The organism is Pseudoduganella namucuonensis, assembly GCF_900116645.1.
Classification (GTDB): Bacteria; Pseudomonadota; Gammaproteobacteria; order Burkholderiales; family Burkholderiaceae_D; genus Rugamonas; species Rugamonas namucuonensis.
This window is the reverse complement of the sequence record NZ_FPBO01000003.1, coordinates 1-21266: the sequence shown is the minus strand read 5'-3', so window position 1 is coordinate 21266 and position 21266 is coordinate 1. Positions and strand designations below refer to the sequence as shown.

Genomic DNA, 21266 nt, shown 5'->3' with positions numbered 1-21266 from the left:
GGCGATTGTTGCTTCGCGGAGCGATCTGTTAAATTTGGCGGGCGGTTCTGTCCATGACGAACGGCCTTTCCAAAGGAGCAACATGAGGAAAACCATCCAAACCGCCGGGCTCGCGCTGCTGCTGGCCTCGGCATTGGCGACGGCGCAAACCCCCTACACCGAGGACTCCACCTACCGCGGCCTCGGCGGCCAGGAGGGTATCGGCAAGATCGTCGACACCTTCATCACGCTGGTCCTGGCCGATCCCCGCATCAAGGAATCCTTCGCCGACTTCGACATGAAACAGCTGAACCTGCGGCTGCGGGAGCAGTTCTGCGAGTTCAGCGGCGGCCCGTGCAAGTACACCGGCAAATACCGCGACAAGACCATGGACGGCGTGGGCACCGTGCGCGACATGAAGTCCGTGCACATCGACCTGAAGATCACCAACGCCCAGTTCAACGCGCTGGCCGAGGACTTGCAGATCGCGATGGAACGGCACCATGTGCCGACCAGCGTGTCGAACAAGCTGATCGCCAAGCTCGCGCCGATGCAACGCGACATAGTCACCAAATAGAGCGGGATGCGACCATGAAAAGAACAGCAAGCACGCTGGCGGCGGTCCTGTGCGCGTTGATGACGGCGGGCGCCGCGTCCGGGCAGGACATGGGCAAGTTCATCGCCACCGGCGGCGTCAGCCAGGTGGAGGGGGCGGGCGGCGGCGGCCTCACGCCGTGGGCGCTGATCGCCGGCTACGGCTCGCGCGACAGCTGGGGCGCCAACGCGCACTACACGCACATCCAGACGCAGGACTATTCGCTGGCCACGCGGGGCGTGGCGGTGGGCATCGCGGACCGGCTGGAGCTGTCGCTGGCGCGCCAGGACTTCAAGGGCGACCTGGCGCCACTGGACCAGCTGCGCATCAAGCAGGACATCGTCGGCCTGAAAGTGCGCCTGCTGGGCGACGCGGTCTACGAGCAGGACACGTGGGTGCCGCAGGTGGCGGTCGGCGTCATGTACAAGAAAAACAAGGGCATAGGCGGACTGGGCGCGCTGGGCGTGAGCAATGTGACGCAGCTGGGCGCCAAGGACGACAGCGGCTACGACTATTACGTGTCCGCCACCAAGATCCTGTTCGAATACAGCCTGCTGGTGAACGGCACGCTGCGCGCCACCCGGGCCAACCAGATGGGCATCCTGGGCTTCGGCGGCGACCAGGGCGACAACATGAAGCTGATGCCGGAGGCCTCGGTGGCCTATCTGCTCACGCGCAAGCTGGCCGTGGGCGCCGAGTACCGCCACAAGCCGCACAACCTGGGCGTGGACCACGAAAAAGCCTATTACGACGCCTTCGTGGCGTGGTTCCCCAACCGCAACCTGTCGCTCACGGCCGCCTACGCGGCGCTGGGCGACATCACGGTGTTCAATCCGAAGAAGCAGAAGGGATGGTACCTGTCGCTGCAGGCCGGCTTCTGACGGCCGGATGTGGAAAGGGACGCCGCGGCGTCCCTTGTTTCATCCCTGCAGCGCCTTTTCAAGCAGCTTGTGCAGCGCCGCGAACTCCGGCTCGCCGACGTAGCGCTTGATGATGCGGCCTTCCTTGTCGATGACGAAGGTGGTCGGCGTCATCTGCACATTGCCGTAGGCCTTGGCCGCCTCGCCCTTCACGTCCAGCGCCACCTTGAACGGCAACTGGCGCGTCTCGGCGAAGTTCACCACGTAGTTCGGCGGGTCCTCCTTCATCGCCACGGCCACGAATTCCAGGCCCTGGGCCTTGTACTTGTTGTACGTTTCCACCATCTGCGGCATTTCCTTCACGCAGGTGGCGCAGGAGGTGGCCCAGAAGTTCACCATCACCACCTTGCCGCGCAGGCTGGCCGGCGTGATGCGCTCGCCCTTGATGCCGATGAAGGTCACCTCCGGCGCGCTGCTGTGGCTGTTCAACGAGAAATACGCGGTCACGCCCAAGCCGGCGATGACGGCGGCGGCCAGCGCGGGCTTGATCCAGGCGGTGGAGGAGGTCGATGTGCTCATGGTGTGTCGGGTCCCTGACGAAACGGTGCGGTCATTATATGACGCCGCACCGATCGCCGCAGCGGGCTGGCCTCAGCCCTGGGGCTTGGGCTGGTATTGCTTCCACTCGTCTTCCGAGATGTACTCGAACACCTTGACCACTTTCGCCACGCCGCCCACGCCGCGCGCGATCTCGGCCGCCTGGGCGCCCTCGCGCTGGGTCACGCGGCCCATCAGGTAGACGTTGCCGCGCTCGGTCACCACCTTGAAGGAGTTGGCCGAGATGTCCTTGGCGTCCACCAGGCTGGCCTTCACCTTGGTGGTGATCAGCGCGTCGTTCGAGCGCGAGGTGTAGCTGGCGGGGCCGGCGATTTCCAGCTCGTTGGTCACCGACAGCACGCCCTCGATGGCGCGCACTTCGCTTTCCAGCTGGTCCTTCATGGCCTGGTCGCGCACCTCGCCGGTCAGCAGCACGCGGCGGTTGAAGCTGGCCACGTTCACGTGGCCGGCGTCGCCGACCAGGTTGGGCAGCTTGAGCTCGGTCTTGACGGCGATCGCCTTGTCCTCGGTCTGCGCGCCGAACGTGCGGCGGTCGGACGCGGCGACGGTGCCGGCCACGGCGCCGCCCACCACCAGCCCGACACAGCCGGACAGCGAGGTCAGCAGCGTCGCGCCCGCGACAGCCATCAGCACGGGGCGGACCCACACTGCACGATTTTTATTCATTCACATCTCCTCCGAACAATGCGACGTCGATGCCGTCGCACAAAGCATGGATGGTCACCAGGTGCACTTCCTGGATGCGAGCGGTGCGCTCGGCCGGCACGCAGATGTGCACGTCGGCGTCGGTCAGCATCTTGCCGATGGCGCCGCCGCCCTTGCCGGTCAGCGCGATCACGCGCATCTCGCGCTCCAGCGCCGCCTCGATGGCGGCCATCACGTTGGCCGAGTTGCCGGACGTGGAGATGGCCAGCAGGATGTCGCCGGCCTGGCCGAAGGCCTGCACCTGCTTGGAAAAGATTTCGCGGTAGCTGTAGTCGTTCGCCACCGCCGTCAGGATGGAGGTGTCGGTCGCCAGCGAAATGGCCGGCAGCGGGAAGCGCTCGCGCTCGAAGCGCCCCACCAGTTCCGCCGCGAAGTGCTGCGCGTCGGCGGCGGAACCGCCGTTGCCGCACGCCAGGATCTTGTTACCGTTGGACAACGCCGAAAACATCAGTTCGATCGCCTGGCCTATCGGCTGCGCCAGCACGGTGGCGGACTGGATCTTGATTTCGGCACTTTCGTGGAAGTGGGAGAGGATGCGTTGAGTATTCATAGTGTGGGGATTATAGTGCAGTCCCCCGCCGGGCCGGACAAGCGCTGTTAAATATGCTTACACTTGGGCTTAGGCGTCGAGCACATTGCGCAGCCAGCTCAGATTCGGCCCGTCGATGGCCACCACGTCGAAACGGCAGCGCGGCGGTTGGCGGTAGCGCAGCAGGTAGAACTGGGCGGCGCGTAGCATGCGCCGTTGCTTGGCCGGCGTGACGCTGGCCGCCGCTCCGCCGTGGCTGAGGCCGGCGCGGCGCCGCACCTCGACGAACACCAGGCCGTCGCCGTCTTGCATGACGAGGTCGATCTCGCCCACCTTGCAGCGGAAATTGCGCTCGACCAGGCTCAGGCCGTGCAATCGGAGATGGTCCAGCGCCTCGTCCTCGCCGGACTGGCCGTCGCGCTGGTGGCGGGTTTGCGGCACGGGCGGCGTCCTCTCAGCCTCTCAGGGCTGGACCAGGGCGGTCACCGGCACCGGCACGCCGTTCTTGTAGACGGCGGGCAGGGCGCGCCGCTCGAAACGGGCCGGGCCGTCGCCGAACTGCACGCTGAGCTGGCCGGTCACGCCGTCCAGCTTGAACTTGGCGGGCTCGTGCTTGACGGCGCCGCGCGCCACCTCGCGCGCCACGCGGAAGGCGTCGATGCCCAGCGCGTACAGGCGTTCCATGTCGGCGTCCGGCTTGCGGTCCGCGCCGCCCTGCAAGCGGGGATAGACCATCACGGCCGGATGGTCGCGCTGCAGCTGCCAGGGCAGGTCCATCAGGCGCACGCCGTCCATTTCCGGGCCGGGCACCAGCTTGGCCTTGCCGGGATTGAGCGACGAGGTGCCGTAGATGGGAATGTCGCCCAGCGGCGGCGCGGCCAGCGCCACGCGCAACTGGCGGCTCTGGTCCGGGTCCAGCGCGGCGAACAGCATCATCAGCGACTCGCCCTGCAGGCGGGCGCGCAGCTGCACCAGTTCGGCGTCGTTCAGGTAGCCGTTCAGCACCTGCAGGTCGACCGCCTTCGCCGCGTGGCCCAGCTTCTGCCACTGCGCGGCGAAGGCGCTGGCGCTGCGGCGCTGCCATTGCGCGCTGCCGGCCAGCACGTAGGCGACCGCGCCCGGCTGTTCGCGCGCGGCCCACTCGGCGGTCTGGCGCGCCTCGTCCTCGATGGACAGGCCGATCACCATCATCTGCGCCGGCAGCACGGTTTCGCCGCGGGCGTCCGGATGGTTGAGCGCGATGGTGGGCTTGTTCACCAGCGCGCTGCCGGCGATGGCGGTCACGGCCGAGCGGGACAGCGGGCCGACGATCATGTCCTGCTGCGCCAGCGCGGCGACGTAGGCCGACAGCACGTCCGGCGCGGCGTCGCCGGTCTCGATCACGGTGACGGTGTAGCCCTCGCGGTCGCGTTCCCAGCCCGCCATGAAGCCGGCGCGCAAGGCCTCGGCGGGCAGGCGCAGGGTCTCCGAGCGCAGCGGCAGCAGCAGGCCGATGCGGTAGGGCGCCGCGCCGTCGGCCGGCGCGGCGGGGGCGGCCGGGCCGGGCTGGCCGGAAGCTTGGGCGCCCGTGCCCGCGGAGGCGGCGGGCACGGCAGCGGCGGATGCGGGGGCGGCAGGAGCGGCGGGGTCCGGCGCGCCCCCGCCCTGGGCGGTTGGCTGCGTGCCGGATTGGCCGGCGGACCACATGCCCGCGCCGGCCGCCGTGCCGGGCATGGCGATGGCGTGGGTTTGCGCGGTTGATGCGGGCTCGGCCATATCCGCCGCGGCGGGCGCCTGGCGGTGGGCGGGGGCGGGCGTGCTTGTGTTTGACGTGACGGGGGCGCACAATCTGCCGGGCGCGCCGCAGGGCGTGCCGCAGCCGCCGATGAAACCGGCGGCCAGGCACGCGAGCAGCAATTTCACATTTTTAGGCAGCATCCTACCTCCAATGACAGCACAAGCCACCAGCATCGCCTCCCTGCCCGTCCTGGGCGAGACCGCCAGTCAGACCTATCCTATCGCAACATTGTATGTAGTGGCGACCCCGATCGGCAACGTGGCGGATATAAGCCTGAGGGCCTTGCATGTGTTAAGTCTGGTCGACGCGGTGGCCTGCGAGGACACGCGCAACACCGCGCATCTGCTGACCCGCTTCGGCCTGAACAAGCCGCTGATCGCCGCCCACCAGCACAACGAGCGCGAGGTGGCCGAGACGCTGATCGCGCGCTTGCGGGCGGGCGAGCGTATCGCGCTGGTGTCGGACGCGGGCACGCCCGCCGTCTCCGATCCGGGCGCGCGCATCGTGGACGCGGTGCGCGCCGCCGGCCTGCGGGTGATGCCGCTGCCGGGACCGTCGGCGGCCGTGACCGCGCTGTCCGCCAGCGGCCTGGTGAACGACCAGTTCCTGTTTGTCGGCTTCCTGCCGTCCAAGGCCAAGCAGCGCGAAGGCGTGCTGCAGCGCCTGCGCGCCATGACGGCGACCATGGTGTTCTACGAGGCGCCGCACCGCATCGTCGACTGCGTGGCCGCGCTGGCCGCGGCGTTCGAACCGGCGCGGCAGGTGGTGTTCGCGCGCGAGCTGACCAAGCTGTTCGAGGAGATCCACCGCTGTCCCCTGTCCGAGGCGGCCGGGTGGCTGGCGGCGGACGCGCACCGGGAAAAGGGCGAGTACGTGCTGCTGCTGGAGGGCGCGCCCGAGGCGGAGCAGGAACAGGACGTGGAGGCCGAGCGGGTATTGTCCATCCTGCTGGCCGAGCTGCCCGTCAAGCAGGCGGCCGCGCTGGCCGCGCAGATCACCGGCCGCAAGAAGAACGCGCTGTACGACCGCGCGCTGCAACTGAAAGCGGGCGCGTAGCGGCTACCATTTGCAGCCGCTGTCCTTCTTGTCCATCAACAGCAGCAGCGGCGCCAGCAGGCCGCCCGGCAGGCCGTCCTTGCAGTCGGCGCGCGCGGCCTTGCCCATGCTGCGCGCCAGCGGGGTCTCGCTGGCCAGAGGCTTTTCCGGGAACTGGCTCACCGCCGTGCCCGCCTTGGCCGGGTCGCGCTCGTTGGCCACCTTGCGCGCCGTGCGGCGCGCGGCCTCGATATCGAATTTCCCGCCGGCCGGAGGCGCCGGCTCGGCGAAGGGATCGGGCGGGTCGCCGCGCGCGGCGGTGTCCGGTTTCGCGTCCGGTTTCTCTTCCCGTTCCCGCTCCTGATCCCGCGCGGCCGGCGCCGGCGGCATCACCAGGGTCATCGTCGCGGACTGCCTGGCCGGCGCCGCCGTTTCCGGTCTGTCGGCGGGTTTCCTGCGCGGCTTGGCGGGCGCGGGCGCGGGCTGTTCCGGCCGTGCCGCCAGCGGAGGCGGAGGCGGCGGCAATTCCCGGGGGGCGGGCGGCGGCGGACGCAGCCACACGGTCATCGTTTCCGGCGGCGCGAGCGCCGGCGCCCTGGACGTTCCGCCCAGACGGTAGCCATAGATCAGCATGGCGTGCAGCAGCAGCGAGATCAGCAGGCCCGTCGTGATGCCGGACGGCCTGGCCACGCCATAGCGGACGGTTGAATTCAGCGCGGACATGATGCTTTGCTTAAATATGTTGCATATAGTGTCGCACAAACCGGAAAAAGCGGGTTTTCCGAAGTTTTTTCCGGCCAACCCTTGACGATGGTAAACCCGGCTAGTATTATCTTGCTTCTTCGGAGTGTAGCGCAGCCCGGTAGCGCACCTGGTTTGGGACCAGGGGGTCCAAGGTTCGAATCCTTGTACTCCGACCAAAATTTAAAAGCCCGTGTGATGGCAACGTCACACGGGCTTTTTCCATTCCGCCGCCCGGATGCCCGGGCGGCGACTGTCCGCTTGCGAACATGCGCCACCGTCCGGAAATGAACACCGGCGGTCCGCGCGCCCCCGGACGATCCCGTTTCCGGCATGGCACGGCCTTTGCGGTAAGGCCTGCATGCACATCAAAAAAAACATTCCCCCCAGCGGCGCGGCGATGGACACGGCTTTGCCGCGGCGACGCGGCAAAGGCGTCGCCATCGCGCTTGCCGCGTTGGCGGCGACGGCGGTTTGCGCTTGCGCGCTGTGGGCGTGGATGCCGCGCGGGCTGCGGGTCGAAGGCGCCGGCCTGCGTATCGGCCAGGCGGCGCAGGGCGTGTTCGTCGACGAGATCGTGGTGCGCGCCAGCGCCGAACCGCTCAACGCCGTGATCCTCGACGCGGTGGAATCGGGGCGCGTGGAGGAAGTCTTCGCGACCGACGGGGCGTTGGTGAAAAAAGGCCAGCTGCTATTCCGCATCTCCAACCCGCAGCGCAACCTGGAGCTGCTGGCGCGCCAGTCCGAGCACGCGGTCAGCATTTTCAACCTCTCCAATTTGCGCGTCGCGCAGGAAGCCAGCGTCAGCGAGCACCGGCGGCGGCTGGACGACCTGCGGTTCGCGCTCGACCAGGTGGGCAAGCAGCACGCGCGCAACGCCAGGCTGGCGGCGCAAGGCTACATCTCCGAAGTCGCGCTGGAGGAATCGGCGGACAGGCTCGCCCAGCAGCAGCGCGCGCTGGCGCGGGAGCGGCAGGCGGCCGCCGCCGAGACGGACGTGCGGCGCGAAGCCGAGCGGCAGCTGGAGGGCGCGATACGCGGCCTGAGTTCCGGCCTGAAGCTGGTCTCCGCCACCGTTGACGCGCTGGCCGTGCGCGCGCCGGCCGAAGGCCGGCTGACCAACTTCCGCCTGCAGGTGGGCGAATCCATCGCCACCGGCAAGAACATCGGGCGCATCGACGATCCGCGGCGCTTCAAGCTTTCGGCCAGCGTGGACGAGTACTACCTGAACCGCATGGCCGTCGGCCGCACCGGCAGCGTCAAACAGGACGAGCGTGGCTATGCCGTCGCCATTGGCGCCATCTACCCGCAGATCAAGGAAGGCCGCTTCGGGATCGAACTGGTGTTCAAGGACGGCCAGCCGCCGGTGCTCAATCCCGGCCAGAGCCTCGACGCGCGCATCACGCTGGGCGAGCCGGCACGGGCGCTGCTGCTGCCCAACGGCGCCTTCATCAACGACAGCGGCGGCGCGTGGGTCTATGTGCTCGACGCCACGGGCCGCGGCGCGCAGCGGCGCGCGGTGCGCGTCGGCCGCCGCAGCAACAGCCAGATCGAAGTGCTGGAGGGCTTGGCCGCGGGCGACCGGGTCATCCTGTCCAGCTACGCGGCCTACGGAAATTCGCCCAGGCTGCAAATTACGCAGTAAATTCACACCACAACCAACAAGGGACGCACATGCTCAAATTCGTCGGCATCGGCAAAATCCATCGGGCAGGGGATATCCTGGCCAGCGGCGGCGGGTGGCGATCGCGCGCGCCGCAAGCGGCATGAACGCCATGAACCTGTGCGACTTTCGCGTCGGCTGGCGCCTGCTGCTGCGTCAGCCGCTGCATTCCGCGGTGGAGATCCTCGGCCTGGCGACCGGCTTTGCGGTCTGTTTCCTGCTGCTGGGATTTGTCCACTATTCCTTCAGCTACGACAGCGACGTGCCGGACCGCGAGCGCGTATTCGTGATCAAGCACCGCCTCAACTTCATCCCGCAACCGCAGTGGATGGAGTACACACCGTTCGCGCTGCGCGGCGTGGCGCTGCAAAGCGGATTGCCGCTGCAGGTAAGCGCATGGTGGCCGCGCAAGGCCACGCTGCAACTGCGGGGCCGCCCGCTGGAGTTCGACGTCACCGCCGTCGATCCCGCCTTCCAGGACATCGCCGGCTTGCATGCCGTGGAAGGCGATTTGCGGCAGGCCCTGACCCGGCCGGACGGCCTGGCGCTGACACGGCAAACCGCGTTGCGGCTGTTCGGCGAGGCCGCCGCTTTGGGCCGTACCGTGGAGATCGACCGGCAGCCGCTGCAAGTGCGCGCCGTGCTGGCCGACCGTCCATCCAACAGTACCGTGCAGTTCACGGCCCTGGTGGGAACCGGCAGCGCGCTGTGGCCGGAGCGCGAGCGCCTCGACGCGCTGTCCAACTGGATGGGCATCGGCGGGCGCATCTACGTCAAGACCGGCGCCACCGTGACGCCGCGAGCCTTGCAAACCGCGCTGCAGGACGCGGTCGACCGCGCGCCCTGGCAGAATCTGTCGGCGCCGGAAATGAAGCTCGCGCTGGGCGGCCGCAAGATGGTCGACATCGGCCTCGGCCCGCTGGCCGACGCCTATTTCGACCGCAGCGTCGCCAATACGATGGGCACCGGCCAGCGCGGCGACCGGGCCATGGTGCTGGCGATCGGCGCGGCCGGGCTGCTGGTCCTGCTGCTGGCGGTGGTCAACTACGTCAACCTGGCGACGGTGCGCACGCTGCGGCGCCAGCGCGAAATCGTCGTGCGCCGGGTGCTCGGCGCCACCACCAGCCAGTTGCTGCGGCAGTTCATGGCCGAGGCGGTGCTGCTGTCGCTGGCCGCCGCCGCCTTGGGCTTGCTGATGGCCTGGCTGCTGCTGCCGCTGGCGTCCGAATTGCTGGAGCGCCAGCTGGCCGGCATGTTCACGCCGGAGGCGACCGCCGCCGGCCTGCTGTTCGGCGTGCTGGTCGGCGCCGCGGCCGGCCTGTATCCGGGCTGGCTGGCGCGCGGCGTCGACGTGCGCGAGACGCTGGCGCACCGCGGCGGCGAGACCGCGGGGGGCGCCTGGACGCGGCGCCTGCTGACGGCCGCCCAGTTCGCCGCCGCGATGGCGATGGCCAGCGTGGCCCTGGCCATCCTGTGGCAGACGCGGTTCGCCGCCGCCGCGCCGCCCGGCTTCGATCCGGCGCCGCTGCTGGTGGTGGAGTTGCATGAGAGCGCGACGGAGCCCGTCGCCGCCGCCTTCCGCGACGCGGTGGCGCGACTGCCGGGCGTCGAGGGCGTGGCGGACAGCCGGGAGGTGCCGGGACGCGACAACGGCACCGGCACGCGCGGCAGCGAGAGCGCCAGGCGCGTCGACGGCAGCGAGGTCGCGCTGTCGGTGCAGATGGTCGGCCCGGATTTCTTCCGCGTCTACGGCCTGCGGGCCTTGGCCGGGCGCGGCTTCGATCCGGCCGTGGACCGGCTGGCGGAGGACGGCGAGCAGAACGTGATGATCAACATGGCGGCGCTGCGCGCGCTGGGCTGGCAATCGGCGCAGCAGGCGCTGGGCCAGCGCATCGACGGCACCCGGCAGCGCGTCATCGGCATCGCGCCGGACCTGCGTTGGGAGACCTTGCGCGATCCGGCGCGGCCCATCGTCTACGATCTGGCGCGCGACAGCAGGCTGCTCACCGTGCGGATGCGCGCCGACGCGCCGGCCTCGCTGCAGCGCGACATCGCCGCCGCGTGGAGCCGCTATTACCCGGACCGCGAACCGCTGATGCAAGCCGCCGCCGGTTACTACCGGCGCGCCTATGCCGACGATGTGCGCCTGGCCAGGCTGCTGGCCTGCGCGACGGTGGTGGTGTTTGCGCTGGCGGCCTTCGGCATCCATGTGCTGGCCGCGCACAGCGTGCAGCGGCGCGAGCGCGAGATCGTGCTGCGCAAGCTGCATGGCGCGGGCCGCAGGGCCATCGGCGCGCTGGTCGGACGCGAATTCCTGCTGCTGACGGCCGCCGCCGCGGTGGCCGGGCTGCCCCCGGCGTGGCTGGCGATACAGCGCTACCTGGCGCCGTTCGCCGAGCGCTCGGCGCTGGGCGGGTGGGCGCCGGTGGTGGCGCTGGCGCTGACATCGCTGGTGGTGGCCGCGGCGACCGCGCGCCATACGCTGGCGGCGATGCGCATCGCGCCGGCGCGCGCGCTGCGCGACTAAGCTCGGCTTGGGTGCCTAGCCCGCGCGCTTGGCGGCCAGGGCGTTGCCGGCGCGGCTGGAGCCTTTGCGGCCCAGCACGCTGGAGATGTACTGGCCGGCGTCCACCACGATGTCGAGGTCGATGCCGGTTTCGATGCCCAGCCCGTTCAGCATGTACAGCACGTCCTCGGTGGCCACGTTGCCGGTCGCGCCCTTGGCGTAGGGGCAGCCGCCCAGGCCCGACACGGACGAGTGGTAGATCGCGATCCCCACCTCCAGGCTGGCGTAGATGTTGGCCAGCGCCTGGCCGTAGGTGTCGTGGAAGTGGCCGGACAGGCCATCCAGCCGGAACACGCCGGCGGCGCGTTCCATCACCGCCTGCGTCTTGCGCGGCGTGGCCACGCCGATGGTGTCGGCCATGTCGATCTCGTCGCAGCCCAGGTCGCGCATGCGGCCCACCACGTCCGCCACCGCGTCCAGCGGCACCTCGCCCTGGTAGGGGCAGCCGAACGCGCAGCTGACCGAGCCGCGCAGGCGCAGGCCGTTGTCCTTGGCCGCCTTGGCCACGTCGACGAAGCGCGCGATCGATTCCGCGATCGAGCAGTTGATGTTCTTTTGCGAGAACGCCTCCGAGGCCGAGCCGAAGATCACCACCTCGTCCGCCCTGGCGGCCAGCGCCGCCTCGAAGCCCTGCATGTTCGGCGTCAGCGCGGAATAGATGGTGCCGGGCTTGCGCGCGATCGCGGCCATCACCTCCTTGCTGGTGGCCATCTGCGGCACCCACTTGGGCGACACGAACGACGCCGCCTCGATGTTGGCGAAGCCGGCGCTGGTGAGGCGGTTCACCAGTTCGGTCTTCACCTCGGCGGAGATGGTTTCCTTCTCGTTCTGCAGGCCGTCGCGCGGGCCCACTTCGACGATCTTCACTTGCTTGGGCAGACTGCTCATTTCAATATCCTTGCTCTCGGTTGATGGTGTCCGCGACCGGCCGCCCCAGCTCGAGCAGGCGGATCTTCCCGGCGATCTGCAGCACGCTTTCGCGGCGCAAGGTCAGGGCCGAGATGTGCGGCGTGATGGTGATGCGGGGCTCTTGCCAGAACGGGTGCTGCGCCGGCAGCGGCTCGTTGCGGAACACGTCCAGCGTGGCGGCGGCGATGTGGCCGGACTTTACCAGCGTCAGCAGGTCCGGCTCGGCCAGGTGGGCGCCGCGCGCCACGTTGATCACGAAGGCGCCCTGCGGCAGCTTGCTCATGTTGGCGCGGTTGAGGATGTTGCCGGTCTCCGCCGTCAGCGGCAGCATGCACACGGCCACGCGCGAGCCGCGCAGGAAGGTGTCCAGGCCGCTCTCGCCATGGAAGCACTGCACGCCCTCCATGGACTTCTCGGTGCGGCTCCAGGCGCGCAGCGGGAAGCCGAAGGTCTTCAACGCCTCCAGCACGCGGGTGCCCAGCACGCCCATGCCCAGCACGCCCACCGCGAAATCCTCCTTGTGGCCGTAGGGCAGCTGCAGCCAGTCGCCCACGCGCGCCTGCGCCTCGTATTCGTGCATGCGGCGGAAGTAGCGCAGCACCGCGTGCGTCACGTACTCCGCCATCTGCATGCCCATGCCCGCGTCGCCCAGGCGGACGATGGGGATGTGCCTGGGCAGCCGGGCCTCGTGTTTCATGATGGCGTCCGCGCCGGCGCCGGTGAGCAGGATGGCCTTCACCTCGGCCAGGTCGCGCAGCATCGCCTCCGGCGGCGCCCACAGCACCGCGTAGTCGCAGCGTGGCGCGCGCTCGCCCTCCTTCCAGACATGCACCTCGGCCTCCGGCAGATGGCGTCCGAAGTCCTTGATCCAGGGCTCGTGCGAGCCATCCGCCCTGTGCAGCAAAATACGCATCCCGTCCTCCTCAGGCGGCCTTGAAGGCCAGTAGCGGGGCGCCGTCGCCCACCTGGTCCCCGACCGCGTACAGCACATCCTCGACCACGCCGTCATGCGGAGCGGAGATGGTGTGTTCCATCTTCATCGCCTCCATGATGACCAGCGGGTCGCCCTTCTTCACTTCCTGGCCCTTCGCGGCCAGCACGGCCACCACCTTGCCGGGCATGGGCGCGGTCAGGCGGCCGCCCTCGGCCTCGGTCTCGCCCGCGTGGGCCATGGGGTCGTTGTAGTCCAGCGCGTAGTGCGCGCCGCCGGTGAAGACGTGGAACACGTCCCCGTCGCGGCGCACACCGCCATGCACGGCCGTGTCGCCGAGCTTGATGCTGAAGTCCGTGCCCTGGCGCGACATCAGGCTCAAGGCGCGCGGCGCGTGGCCGGGGCGGGCCGGCAGTTCGAAGCGCCAGTCCGCTCCGTCGTAGGTGACGCGCACGTCGTAGGCCTTGGCCGGCAGGGCCGCCGCGTAGTCGTCGCTGAACGACAGGCCGCGCGTGTAGGCGTTGTTCATGCGCCAGCCCAGCGCCTGCCCCCACGGGTCGCCGGCGTTGGCGCCGGACTGCGCGGCCGACGCGTCCTTCTCGGCCTCGATCAGCGCCACGGCGGCCAGCGCCAGCGCGCCCTCGGCGGCGGGGCGCGGCGGCGGGAACAGCGTGTCGTGGTGGCGCTCGATCAGGCCCGTGTCCAGGTCCGCCGTGGCGAAGGCCTCGCCCTCCACCAGGCGTTTCAGGAAGGCGATGTTGGCCGCCAGGCCGACGATCCGGTATTGCGACAGCGCCTGCGACATGCGGGCCAGCGCCTGCTTGCGGTCCGCGCCCCAGACGATCAGCTTGGCGATCATCGGGTCGTAGTAGGGCGAGATGGCGTCGCCCTCGCGCACGCCGGAATCGATGCGCACGCCGGAAGGGTGGCCCGGGACCCCGCCCAGTTCGAAATTGACCGCGTCCGGCGTCTCCAGGTGGCGCAGCGTGCCGATCGACGGCAGGAAGCCCTTCTCCGGGTTCTCCGCGTAAATGCGCGCCTCGATGGCGTGGCCGTGTATCGCCAGCTCGTCCTGCCGTTTCGGCAGCGGCTCGCCGGCGGCCACGCGCAGCTGCCATTCCACCAGGTCGGTGCCGGTGATCATCTCGGTCACCGGATGCTCCACCTGCAAGCGGGTGTTCATCTCCATGAAGTAGAAGGAGCCGTCCTGGTTTGCGATGAATTCCACCGTGCCGGCGCCCACGTAGCCCACCGCCTTCGCGGCCGCCACGGCGGCCGCGCCCATGGCGGCGCGGCGCTCGTCCGTCATGTTCGGCGCGGGCGCCTCCTCCAGCACCTTCTGGTGGCGGCGCTGCACCGAGCAGTCGCGCTCGAACAGGTGGATGCAGTTACCCAGCGTGTCCGCGAACACCTGGATCTCGATGTGGCGCGGGCGCTGCAGGTACTTCTCGGCCAGCACCTTGTCGTCGCCGAAGGAGCTGATCGCCTCGCGCTTGCACGAGGCCAGCGCGTCCTTGAACGCGGCCGTGTCCTCGACCACGCGCATGCCCTTGCCGCCGCCGCCGGCCGAGGCCTTCAGCAGCACCGGATAGCCGATGCGGTCGGCCTGGCCGTGCAGGAAGTCGGCGTCCTGGTCGTCGCCGTGGTAGCCCGGCACCAGCGGCACGCCGGCCTTTTCCATCAGCGACTTGGCGGCGGACTTGGAGCCCATCGCGCGCATCGCCGAAGCCGGCGGACCGATGAACACCAGGCCCGCCTCGGCGCAGGCGTCCGCGAAGCCGGCGTTCTCGGACAGGAAGCCGTAGCCGGGGTGGATGGCCTGGGCGCCGGTGGCCTGGGCCGCGGCGATGATCCTGTCGCCGCGCAGATAGCTTTCCTTGGCGGCGGCGGAACCGATCAGCACCGCCTCGTCGCAGACGGCGACGTGCTTGGCGCTGGCGTCCGCCTCGGAGTAGACGGCGACGGTCTTGATGCCCAGGCGGCGCGCGGTGGCGGCCACCCGGCAGGCGATCTCGCCACGGTTGGCGATCAGGATTTTCTTGAACATGGTCTCTCTCTATTCAGCTCGTGGCCGGTATTTTTTATGAGTGTTCGTGCGGTGTTTCCCGTCACCGCCGCGTCCTTAGCAGGCGCAGCTTTCCTTCTGCACCGACTCCAGCGTGTTGGCGCGGGTGGAGAGGCCCAGCTTGGCCAGCAGCGCGCGGTCGTCGTTCGCCTCCGGGTTGTCGGTGGTGAGCAGCTTGTCGCCGTAGAAGATGGAGTTGGCGCCGGCCAGGAAGCACATGGCTTGCACCGCCTCGCCCATCTGGCGGCGGCCGGCGGACAGGCGCACGCGCGCCTTCGGCATCGTGATGCGCGCCACCGCGATGGTGCGCACGAATTCGAACGGGTCCAGCGGGTCCATGCCGTGCAGCGGCGTGCCCTCCACCTGCACCAGGTGGTTGACCGGCACCGACTCGGGATAGGGGTTCAGGTTGGCCAGCTGCGCGATCAGGCCGGCGCGCTGCAGACGCGTCTCGCCCATGCCCACGATGCCGCCGCAGCAGACCTTCAGGCCGGCGTTGCGCACGTGGCCCAGCGTGTCCAGGCGGTCCTGGTATTCGCGGGTGGAGATCACGTTGTTGTAGAACTCGGGCGCGGTGTCCAGGTTGTGGTTGTAGTAGTCCAGGCCGGCGGCCTTCAGGCGCTCGGCCTGCTGCTCCTCCAGCATGCCCAGCGTGGCGCAGGTTTCCAGGCCCAGGGCCTTCACCTCGCGCACCATGGTTTCCACCTTGTCCATGTCGCGATCCTTCGGGCTGCGCCAGGCGGCGCCCATGCAGAAGCGGGTCGCGCCGTTGTCCTTGGCCTGGCGGGCGGCGTCGAGCACCGTGTCCAGGTCCAGGATCTTCTTGGCCTCCACGCCGGTGTCGTAGCGCGCGGCCTGCGGGCAGTAGCCGCAATCCTCCTCGCAGCCGCCGGTCTTGATCGACAGCAGCGTGGCCAGTTCCACGTCGCCGTCCGGGAAGTTGGCCCGGTGGGTTTGCTGGGCGCGGAACATCAGCTCATTGAAGGGCAGCTCGAACAGCGCCATCACGTCGTCCAGTGGCCAGGTGGCGGCCTCCGGCAGCGTGATGGCCTTGGCGGGACGGTGCAGTTCGACGGCTTTCGGTTCTTGCAGATTCGCTTGCGACATGTTGATTCCTCGTTGTATTCAAATGGTGTTGCGGCGGGACGGCCAGTTCGGCAGCCCGGCCAGATTCAGGTATTCGGCGGCGGCGGCAGCGCCAGGCTGCGCCAGGCGCGGTATCCGGCCCAGCAGCGGTGCGTCGATGCGCTGCTTCAGCGCGTCGACGTTCTCGTCGGCGAAGTTCATTTCGGCTTGCGTTTCGTTGGCGACCCAGCCCGCCAGCTTCAGTCCGCGCGCGGCGATGGCTTCCACCGTCAGCAAGGCGTGGCTGATGCAGCCCAGCCGCAAGCCTACCACCAGGATCACCGGCAGGTTCAATTGCTGCGCCAGGTCGGCGGTGTCGAAGGTGTCGTTCAGGGGCACGCGGAAGCCGCCCACGCCCTCCACCACCACCGCGTCGGACGCGGCGGCGATTTCCAGGTAGGCGGCCAGGATGGGCACCGGATCGATGGTCACGCCCTCCAGGGCGGCGGCGATGTGCGGCGCGGCCGGCTCCCTCAGCATGTAGGGCGTGGTCAGCGATTGCGGCATGGTGACGTTGCCGGCCGCGATCAGCTGGTCGGCGTCGTCGTTGCGCAGCGCGCCGTCGCGCAATTCCGCGCCGGCGGCCACCGGCTTCATGCCGCAGGCGCGCACGCCCTGCTGCACCAGCGCGTGCAGCAACGCGGACGAGACCAGCGTCTTGCCGATCTCGGTGTCGGTGCCCGTCACGAAGCAGCAGAAGCGCGGCGGCCAGCCGGCGGGCGCCGCGGCGGCGGCGGGCGCGGTGGCCGGCGCCGCCGGCACAACCCCGCCGACGGCGGCGGCGCCACCGGTGGCGTCGGCCACCAGCACGTCCGGCGCGTCCGCGTGGGGCGCGATGGCCGCGGAGGTGATGTCATCAAGACTCATGGTTGGTCCTTTCCAGTGCGTTCAAAGCGGCGATCAGTTGCCCGACCTCGGCGGCGGTGTGGCCGGCCGCCAGCGCCACGCGCAGGCGCGCCGTGCCAACCGGCACGGTGGGTGGACGGATGCCACCCACCCACAGGCCCTGCGCGTACAGCGCGGTGGCCGCGCGCATGGTCTCGGCGTTCTCGCCGATGACGACCGGCTGGATCGCCGTGCGCGACGGCAGCAGCCGCCAGCGCTCCAGTTGCAGGCCGCGTTCCATTTGGCCCACCAGCGCCTGCAGGTGCGCGCGCCGTTCCCGCCCCTCGTCGCCGGCGATGATGTCGACGCTGGCCAGCAGCGCGTGCGCCAGCGCCGGCGGCGCGCCGGTGGTGAAGATGTAGGGGCGCGATTTCTGTATCAGCGTTTCGATCACCACCTTGTGCGCCGCGACGAAGGCGCCGCCCACGCCGGCCGCCTTGCCCAGGGTGCCCATGTAGACCAGGTGGGGCGAGCGCAGGTCGAAGTGCTCCAGCGCGCCGCGGCCGCTCTCGCCCAGCGTGCCGAAGCCGTGCGCGTCGTCCACCACCAGCCAGGCGCCGTGCCGTTCGCACAGGGCCAGCAGCTCGGGCAGCGGCGCCAGGTCGCCATCCATGCTGAACACGCTGTCGGTGACGACGATCTTGTTGGTCGCGGTGCTGTCGGCCAGCAGCACGGCCAGCGCCGCCACGTCCGCGTGCGGATACACCTTCAAGGCGGTGCGCGACAGGCGCGCGCCGTCGATCAGCGAGGCGTGGTTGAGCGACTCGGAGAAGATCTCGGTGTTCTTGTCGCCGGCCGCCAGGCCGTTCAACACGCCCAGGTTGGCCATGTAGCCGGTGCAGAAGTACAGCGCCCGCGGCGACTCCAGGTAGGGGCCGACGAAGTCCGCCAGGCGCTCCTCCAGCTCGGCGTGCGCGCGGCTATGGCCGCTGATCAGGTGCGAGGCGCCGCTGCCGGCGCCGTACAGCGACACGCCCTCGCGCAGCGCCTCCGCCACGCGCGGATGGCCCGCCAGGCTCAGGTAGTCGTTGCTGCTGAAGCACAGCATGTCGCGGCCGTCCACCCGCAGCCGCGGGCCGCAGGGCGTTTCGACCGTGCGGCGCTTGCGTATCAGGCTGCGCGCCTCGAGGTCGTCCAGTTGTGTTTGCAGTTTGGCCAGCAGTTCCATCGCCTATCCCCCCTGGCCCGCGAGCGTCGCCTCGAACACGGCCAGCGTGCGCGCCGCCAGGCCGTCGATTTCCTCGTCGTCGAGGATGTAGGGCGGCATCAGGTAGATGGTGGAGCCGATGGGGCGCAGCAGCAGTTCCTGGCGCGTGGCCTCGGCGAAGTAGCGGCGCGAGAAGGCGCTGTCCACGCCGACGGCGTCGAAGGCCCAGATCATGCCCCGGTTGCGCGCGTTGCGGATGCGCTCGTGGCCGGCCAGCGGCGCCAGGGCCTTGCCCAGGCGACCGGCGCGCGCGCGGTTGTTCACCAGCACATTGTCCTCCTCGAAGATGTCCAGCGTGGCCAGCGCGGCGCGGCAGGCCAGCGGGTTGCCGGTGTAGGAGTGCGAGTGCAGGAAGCCGCGCGTCACATCGTTGCTGTAGAAGGCCTGGTAGACCTCCTCGCGCGACAGCACCAGCGACAGCGGCAGGTAGCCGCCGCTGATGCCCTTGGACAGGCACAGGAAGTCCGGCCACACGCCGGCCTGCTCGCAGGCGAAGAAGGTGCCGGTGCGGCCGCAGCCGACCGCGATCTCGTCCAGGATCAAGTGCACCGAATGACGGTCGCACAGGTCGCGCACCAGCCGCAGGTACAGCGGGTCGTGCATCGCCATGCCGGTGGCGCACTGCACCAGCGGTTCGATGATGATGGCGGCGATCTTGTCGCCGCGTTCATTGAACAGGCGCTCGACGTCGGCGGCGGCGCGGCGGGCCACGTCCTGCGCGGTCTCGCCCTCGGCGGCCTGGCGCGCGTCCGGCGACATCACCGTCTGCGTGGCGCGCAGCAGCGGGCCGTAGGCGTCCTTGAACAGCGCCACGTCCGTCACGGCCAGCGCGCCGATGGTCTCGCCGTGGTAGCTGCCCTTGAGGCAGACGAATTCCTGCTTGTCGCCCCGGCCGTTGTTGCGCCAGGAATGGAAGCTCATCTTCAAGGCGATTTCCACGGCGGAGGCGCCGTCCGAGGCGTAGAACGCGTGGCCCAGCTGGTGGCCCGTCAGCGCCGCCAGGCGCTCGGACAGCTGGATCACCGGCTCGTGCGTGAAACCGGCCAGCATCGCGTGCTCCAGCCGGTCCAGCTGGTCCTTCAGCGCGGCGTTGATGCGCGGGTTGGCGTGGCCGAACAGGTTCACCCACCAGGAGCTGATCGCGTCCAGGTAGCGCCGGCCCTCGTGGTCGTACAGCCAGGCGCCGCGGCCGTGGCTGACCGGGATCAGCGGCACATGGTTGTCCCCCTGGGCGTGGTGCTGCATCTGCGTGCACGGGTGCCACACACTACGCAGGCTGCGTGCTACCCAATCGCTTTGTCGGTTCGGTTCCAAAAGTACTCCATTCGTTATGCCACGGGTTCGCCGGCTAATTCAGCCAGGAGGGCTTGCGCTTCTCCAGGAAGGAGCGCACGCCCTCGCGGCCCTGTTCGGAGGCGCGGATCTGCGCGATGCGCCGCGCCGTGTCGGCCAGCATGGCGTCGTCGACCGGCTTGCCGGCCACGTCGCGCACCAGCGTCTTCGCCTCCTTGACCGCGTTCGGGCTGTTGGCCAGCAGGGCCTTCACGATCTCCGCGACCTTCGCGTCGATATCGGCCGCCGGCACCACCTCGTGCGCGAAACCGACGCGGTGCGCCTCCGCCGCCGTGAAACGCTCGGCGGTCAGGAAGTAGCGCCGCGCGGCGTTTTCGCCCATGGCTTTGATCACATAAGGTGAAATGGTAGCCGGAATCAGTCCCAGTTTCACTTCGCTCAGGCAGAAATTGGCCGCCTCGGCCGCCACCACCACGTCGCACGCGGCCACCAGGCCCATGCCGCCGGCGTAGCAGTCGCCGTGCACCCTGGCCACCACCGGCTTGGGGCACAGGTAGATGGTGCGCAGCATGTCGGCCAGTTGCATCGCGTCGGCGGTGTTCTCCGCGTCCGTGTAGCCGGCCATGGCCTTCATCCAGTTCAAGTCGCCGCCGGCGCAGAAGGCGGCGCCGTTCGCCGCCAGCACGATGGCGCGCACCTCGTCGCTGGCGCCCAGTTCATCGAATGCCAGCGTGATTTCGTTGATGGTTTTTTCGTTGAAGGCGTTGCGCACTTCCGGACGGTTCAGCGTCACGGTGGCCAGTTTGCCTTCGATGGAGATCCGCAGGGTTTCATAGGTCATGGTCGTCTCTCCTTACATGCGGAACACGCCGAACTTCGTGTCCGGGATCTCGGCGTTGAGCGCGGCGGACAGGCCCAGGCCCAGCACCATGCGGGTGTCGGCGGGGTCGATCACGCCGTCGTCCCACAGGCGCGCGGTGGCGTAGTAGGGGTGGCCCTGGTGCTCGTACTGGTCCTTGATCGGCTGCTTGAACGCCGCCTCCTCGTCGGCCGACCACTGGCCGCCCTTGCCCTCGATGCCGTCGCGCTTCACGGTCGCCAGCACGGAGGCCGCCTGGTCGCCGCCCATCACCGAGATGCGCGCGTTGGGCCACATCCACATGAAGCGCGGCGAGTAGGCCCGGCCGCACATGCCGTAGTTGCCGGCGCCGAAGCTGCCGCCGATGATGACGGTGAATTTGGGCACGGCGGCGGTGGCCACGGCGGTCACCATCTTGGCGCCGTTGCGGGCGATGCCCTCGTTCTCGTACTTGCGGCCCACCATGAAGCCGGTGATGTTCTGCAGGAACACCAGCGGGATCTTGCGCTGCGCGCACAGCTCGATGAAGTGCGCGCCCTTGAGTGCGGATTCGGAGAACAGGATGCCGTTGTTGGCGATGATGCCGACCTTCATGCCGTAGATGTGGGCGAAGCCGCACACCAGCGTGGCGCCGTAGCGCGCCTTGAACTCGTCGAACTCGCTGCCGTCGACGATGCGGGCGATCACCTCGCGGATGTCGAAGGGCTTGCGCGTGTCGACCGGGATCACGCCGTACAGCTCCTGGGTCGGATACCTCGGCTCCACAGCCTCCCGCAAGGCGCCCTGTTGGGGCTTGACGCGGTTCAGGTTGGAGACGATGGTGCGCGCCAGCGACAGCGCGTGCAGGTCGTTCTGCGCCAGGTGGTCGGCCACGCCGGACAGGCGCGTGTGCACGTCGCCGCCGCCCAGGTCCTCGGCCGTCAC

At 69.3% G+C, this 21266-nt stretch carries 20 protein-coding genes and 1 tRNA gene; 6 read left to right on the top strand and 15 right to left on the bottom strand.

The features are described 5' to 3' along the window. The first annotated feature begins 82 nt into the window (after positions 1 to 82). Positions 83 to 556: a group I truncated hemoglobin gene (locus tag BM436_RS04000; protein WP_093553787.1), complete on the top strand. Its 474-nt coding sequence runs from the start codon at positions 83 to 85 to the stop codon at positions 554 to 556. 14 nt (positions 557 to 570) lie between these two features. After that, positions 571 to 1455: a DUF3034 family protein gene (locus tag BM436_RS03995; RefSeq protein WP_093553785.1), complete on the top strand. Its 885-nt coding sequence runs from the start codon at positions 571 to 573 to the stop codon at positions 1453 to 1455. Between the two features lie 39 nt (positions 1456 to 1494). Here BM436_RS03995 and BM436_RS03990 read toward each other — a convergent pair whose 3' ends face one another. From BM436_RS03990 to BM436_RS03970, 5 genes are all read right to left on the bottom strand, one after another. After that, the gene (locus tag BM436_RS03990; protein WP_093553783.1) at positions 1495 to 2013 is read right to left on the bottom strand and encodes a TlpA disulfide reductase family protein; all 519 of its coding nucleotides are present in this window, start codon (positions 2011 to 2013) and stop codon (positions 1495 to 1497) included. A gap of 72 nt (positions 2014 to 2085) precedes the next feature. Next, positions 2086 to 2718: a BON domain-containing protein gene (locus tag BM436_RS03985; protein WP_093553781.1), complete on the bottom strand. Its 633-nt coding sequence runs from the start codon at positions 2716 to 2718 to the stop codon at positions 2086 to 2088. Continuing rightward, positions 2711 to 3307, bottom strand: a complete 597-nt coding sequence (locus tag BM436_RS03980; protein ID WP_093553779.1) for a phosphoheptose isomerase — start codon at positions 3305 to 3307, stop codon at positions 2711 to 2713. The genes BM436_RS03985 and BM436_RS03980 overlap by 8 nt, the downstream gene beginning before the upstream one ends. 69 nt (positions 3308 to 3376) lie before the next feature. Continuing rightward, a complete protein-coding gene (locus tag BM436_RS03975) occupies positions 3377 to 3727 on the bottom strand; it encodes a YraN family protein (RefSeq protein WP_093553777.1) in 351 nt (116 codons plus the stop codon). 21 nt (positions 3728 to 3748) lie between these two features. Then, complete coding sequence (locus tag BM436_RS03970; protein WP_229488989.1) at positions 3749 to 5203, bottom strand: penicillin-binding protein activator; 1455 nt, start codon at positions 5201 to 5203, stop codon at positions 3749 to 3751. Positions 5204 to 5213: 10 nt separating this feature from the next. On the opposite strand from BM436_RS03970, the gene rsmI reads away from it, so the two are divergent. Then, entirely contained in the window at positions 5214 to 6119 is a 906-nt protein-coding gene (gene rsmI, locus BM436_RS03965) for a 16S rRNA (cytidine(1402)-2'-O)-methyltransferase (protein ID WP_093553775.1), read from the top strand. Positions 6120 to 6122: 3 nt separating this feature from the next. Here the strand turns inward: rsmI and BM436_RS03960 are convergent, their stop codons facing one another. Continuing rightward, entirely contained in the window at positions 6123 to 6821 is a 699-nt protein-coding gene (locus BM436_RS03960; protein ID WP_093553773.1) for a hypothetical protein, read from the bottom strand. A gap of 120 nt (positions 6822 to 6941) precedes the next feature. Here BM436_RS03960 and BM436_RS03955 point away from each other — a divergent pair. The 3 genes from BM436_RS03955 (at position 6942) to BM436_RS03945 (ending at position 11029) form a co-directional block, all read left to right on the top strand. Continuing rightward, positions 6942 to 7018 (top strand) — tRNA-Pro (locus BM436_RS03955). A gap of 182 nt (positions 7019 to 7200) precedes the next feature. Further along, positions 7201 to 8484 carry an efflux RND transporter periplasmic adaptor subunit gene (locus BM436_RS03950; protein ID WP_229488976.1) on the top strand — a complete coding sequence of 428 codons (1284 nt, stop codon included), beginning with the start codon at positions 7201 to 7203 and terminating at the stop codon, positions 8482 to 8484. Positions 8485 to 8605: 121 nt separating this feature from the next. Continuing rightward, entirely contained in the window at positions 8606 to 11029 is a 2424-nt protein-coding gene (locus BM436_RS03945; protein WP_229488974.1) for an ABC transporter permease, read from the top strand. Positions 11030 to 11044: 15 nt separating this feature from the next. Here the strand turns inward: BM436_RS03945 and BM436_RS03940 are convergent, their stop codons facing one another. The 9 genes from BM436_RS03940 to BM436_RS03900 all read right to left on the bottom strand — a co-directional run. Continuing rightward, complete coding sequence (locus BM436_RS03940) at positions 11045 to 11956, bottom strand: hydroxymethylglutaryl-CoA lyase (RefSeq protein WP_093553771.1); 912 nt, start codon at positions 11954 to 11956, stop codon at positions 11045 to 11047. 1 nt (position 11957) lies between these two features. Continuing rightward, positions 11958 to 12890, bottom strand: a complete 933-nt coding sequence (locus BM436_RS03935; protein ID WP_093553769.1) for a 2-hydroxyacid dehydrogenase — start codon at positions 12888 to 12890, stop codon at positions 11958 to 11960. Positions 12891 to 12900: 10 nt separating this feature from the next. Beyond that, the gene (locus tag BM436_RS03930; protein ID WP_093553767.1) at positions 12901 to 14955 is read right to left on the bottom strand and encodes an acetyl/propionyl/methylcrotonyl-CoA carboxylase subunit alpha; all 2055 of its coding nucleotides are present in this window, start codon (positions 14953 to 14955) and stop codon (positions 12901 to 12903) included. Positions 14956 to 15030: 75 nt separating this feature from the next. Beyond that, positions 15031 to 16080 (bottom strand): biotin synthase BioB, encoded by a 1050-nt coding sequence (gene bioB / locus BM436_RS03925; RefSeq protein ID WP_093553765.1) that lies wholly within the window; start codon positions 16078 to 16080, stop codon positions 15031 to 15033. An 18-nt stretch (positions 16081 to 16098) separates the two neighbouring features. Next, positions 16099 to 16965 (bottom strand): dethiobiotin synthase, encoded by an 867-nt coding sequence (gene bioD / locus BM436_RS03920; RefSeq protein WP_093553763.1) that lies wholly within the window; start codon positions 16963 to 16965, stop codon positions 16099 to 16101. Further along, positions 16955 to 18151: an 8-amino-7-oxononanoate synthase gene (bioF, locus tag BM436_RS03915; RefSeq protein WP_093553761.1), complete on the bottom strand. Its 1197-nt coding sequence runs from the start codon at positions 18149 to 18151 to the stop codon at positions 16955 to 16957. The genes bioD and bioF overlap by 11 nt, the downstream gene beginning before the upstream one ends. A gap of 3 nt (positions 18152 to 18154) precedes the next feature. Further along, positions 18155 to 19504, bottom strand: a complete 1350-nt coding sequence (gene bioA / locus BM436_RS03910; RefSeq protein WP_093553759.1) for an adenosylmethionine--8-amino-7-oxononanoate transaminase — start codon at positions 19502 to 19504, stop codon at positions 18155 to 18157. A gap of 34 nt (positions 19505 to 19538) precedes the next feature. Further along, positions 19539 to 20324: an enoyl-CoA hydratase/isomerase family protein gene (locus BM436_RS03905; RefSeq protein WP_093553756.1), complete on the bottom strand. Its 786-nt coding sequence runs from the start codon at positions 20322 to 20324 to the stop codon at positions 19539 to 19541. Positions 20325 to 20336: 12 nt separating this feature from the next. Beyond that, on the bottom strand, positions 20337 to 21266 hold a 930-nt coding region (locus BM436_RS03900; protein ID WP_307664207.1), incomplete at its 5' end, for a carboxyl transferase domain-containing protein.

Excerpts from the sequence above, each read along its gene's own strand:
- bioB (WP_093553765.1), bottom strand. The coding sequence starts at position 16,080 with ATGTCGCAAGCGAATCTGCAAGAACCGAAAGCCGTCGAACTGCACCGT.
- BM436_RS03950 (WP_229488976.1), top strand. The coding sequence starts at position 7,201 with ATGCACATCAAAAAAAACATTCCCCCCAGCGGCGCGGCGATGGACACG.
- rsmI (WP_093553775.1), top strand. The coding sequence starts at position 5,214 with ATGACAGCACAAGCCACCAGCATCGCCTCCCTGCCCGTCCTGGGCGAG.
- BM436_RS03990 (WP_093553783.1), bottom strand. The coding sequence starts at position 2,013 with ATGAGCACATCGACCTCCTCCACCGCCTGGATCAAGCCCGCGCTGGCC.
- bioD (WP_093553763.1), bottom strand. The coding sequence starts at position 16,965 with ATGAGTCTTGATGACATCACCTCCGCGGCCATCGCGCCCCACGCGGAC.
- BM436_RS04000 (WP_093553787.1), top strand. The coding sequence starts at position 83 with ATGAGGAAAACCATCCAAACCGCCGGGCTCGCGCTGCTGCTGGCCTCG.
- BM436_RS03995 (WP_093553785.1), top strand. The coding sequence starts at position 571 with ATGAAAAGAACAGCAAGCACGCTGGCGGCGGTCCTGTGCGCGTTGATG.
- BM436_RS03985 (WP_093553781.1), bottom strand. The coding sequence starts at position 2,718 with ATGAATAAAAATCGTGCAGTGTGGGTCCGCCCCGTGCTGATGGCTGTC.
- BM436_RS03945 (WP_229488974.1), top strand. The coding sequence starts at position 8,606 with ATGAACGCCATGAACCTGTGCGACTTTCGCGTCGGCTGGCGCCTGCTG.
- BM436_RS03905 (WP_093553756.1), bottom strand. The coding sequence starts at position 20,324 with ATGACCTATGAAACCCTGCGGATCTCCATCGAAGGCAAACTGGCCACC.
- BM436_RS03980 (WP_093553779.1), bottom strand. The coding sequence starts at position 3,307 with ATGAATACTCAACGCATCCTCTCCCACTTCCACGAAAGTGCCGAAATC.
- BM436_RS03935 (WP_093553769.1), bottom strand. The coding sequence starts at position 12,890 with ATGCGTATTTTGCTGCACAGGGCGGATGGCTCGCACGAGCCCTGGATC.
- bioF (WP_093553761.1), bottom strand. The coding sequence starts at position 18,151 with ATGGAACTGCTGGCCAAACTGCAAACACAACTGGACGACCTCGAGGCG.
- BM436_RS03970 (WP_229488989.1), bottom strand. The coding sequence starts at position 5,203 with ATGCTGCCTAAAAATGTGAAATTGCTGCTCGCGTGCCTGGCCGCCGGT.
- BM436_RS03930 (WP_093553767.1), bottom strand. The coding sequence starts at position 14,955 with ATGTTCAAGAAAATCCTGATCGCCAACCGTGGCGAGATCGCCTGCCGG.
- BM436_RS03960 (WP_093553773.1), bottom strand. The coding sequence starts at position 6,821 with ATGTCCGCGCTGAATTCAACCGTCCGCTATGGCGTGGCCAGGCCGTCC.
- BM436_RS03940 (WP_093553771.1), bottom strand. The coding sequence starts at position 11,956 with ATGAGCAGTCTGCCCAAGCAAGTGAAGATCGTCGAAGTGGGCCCGCGC.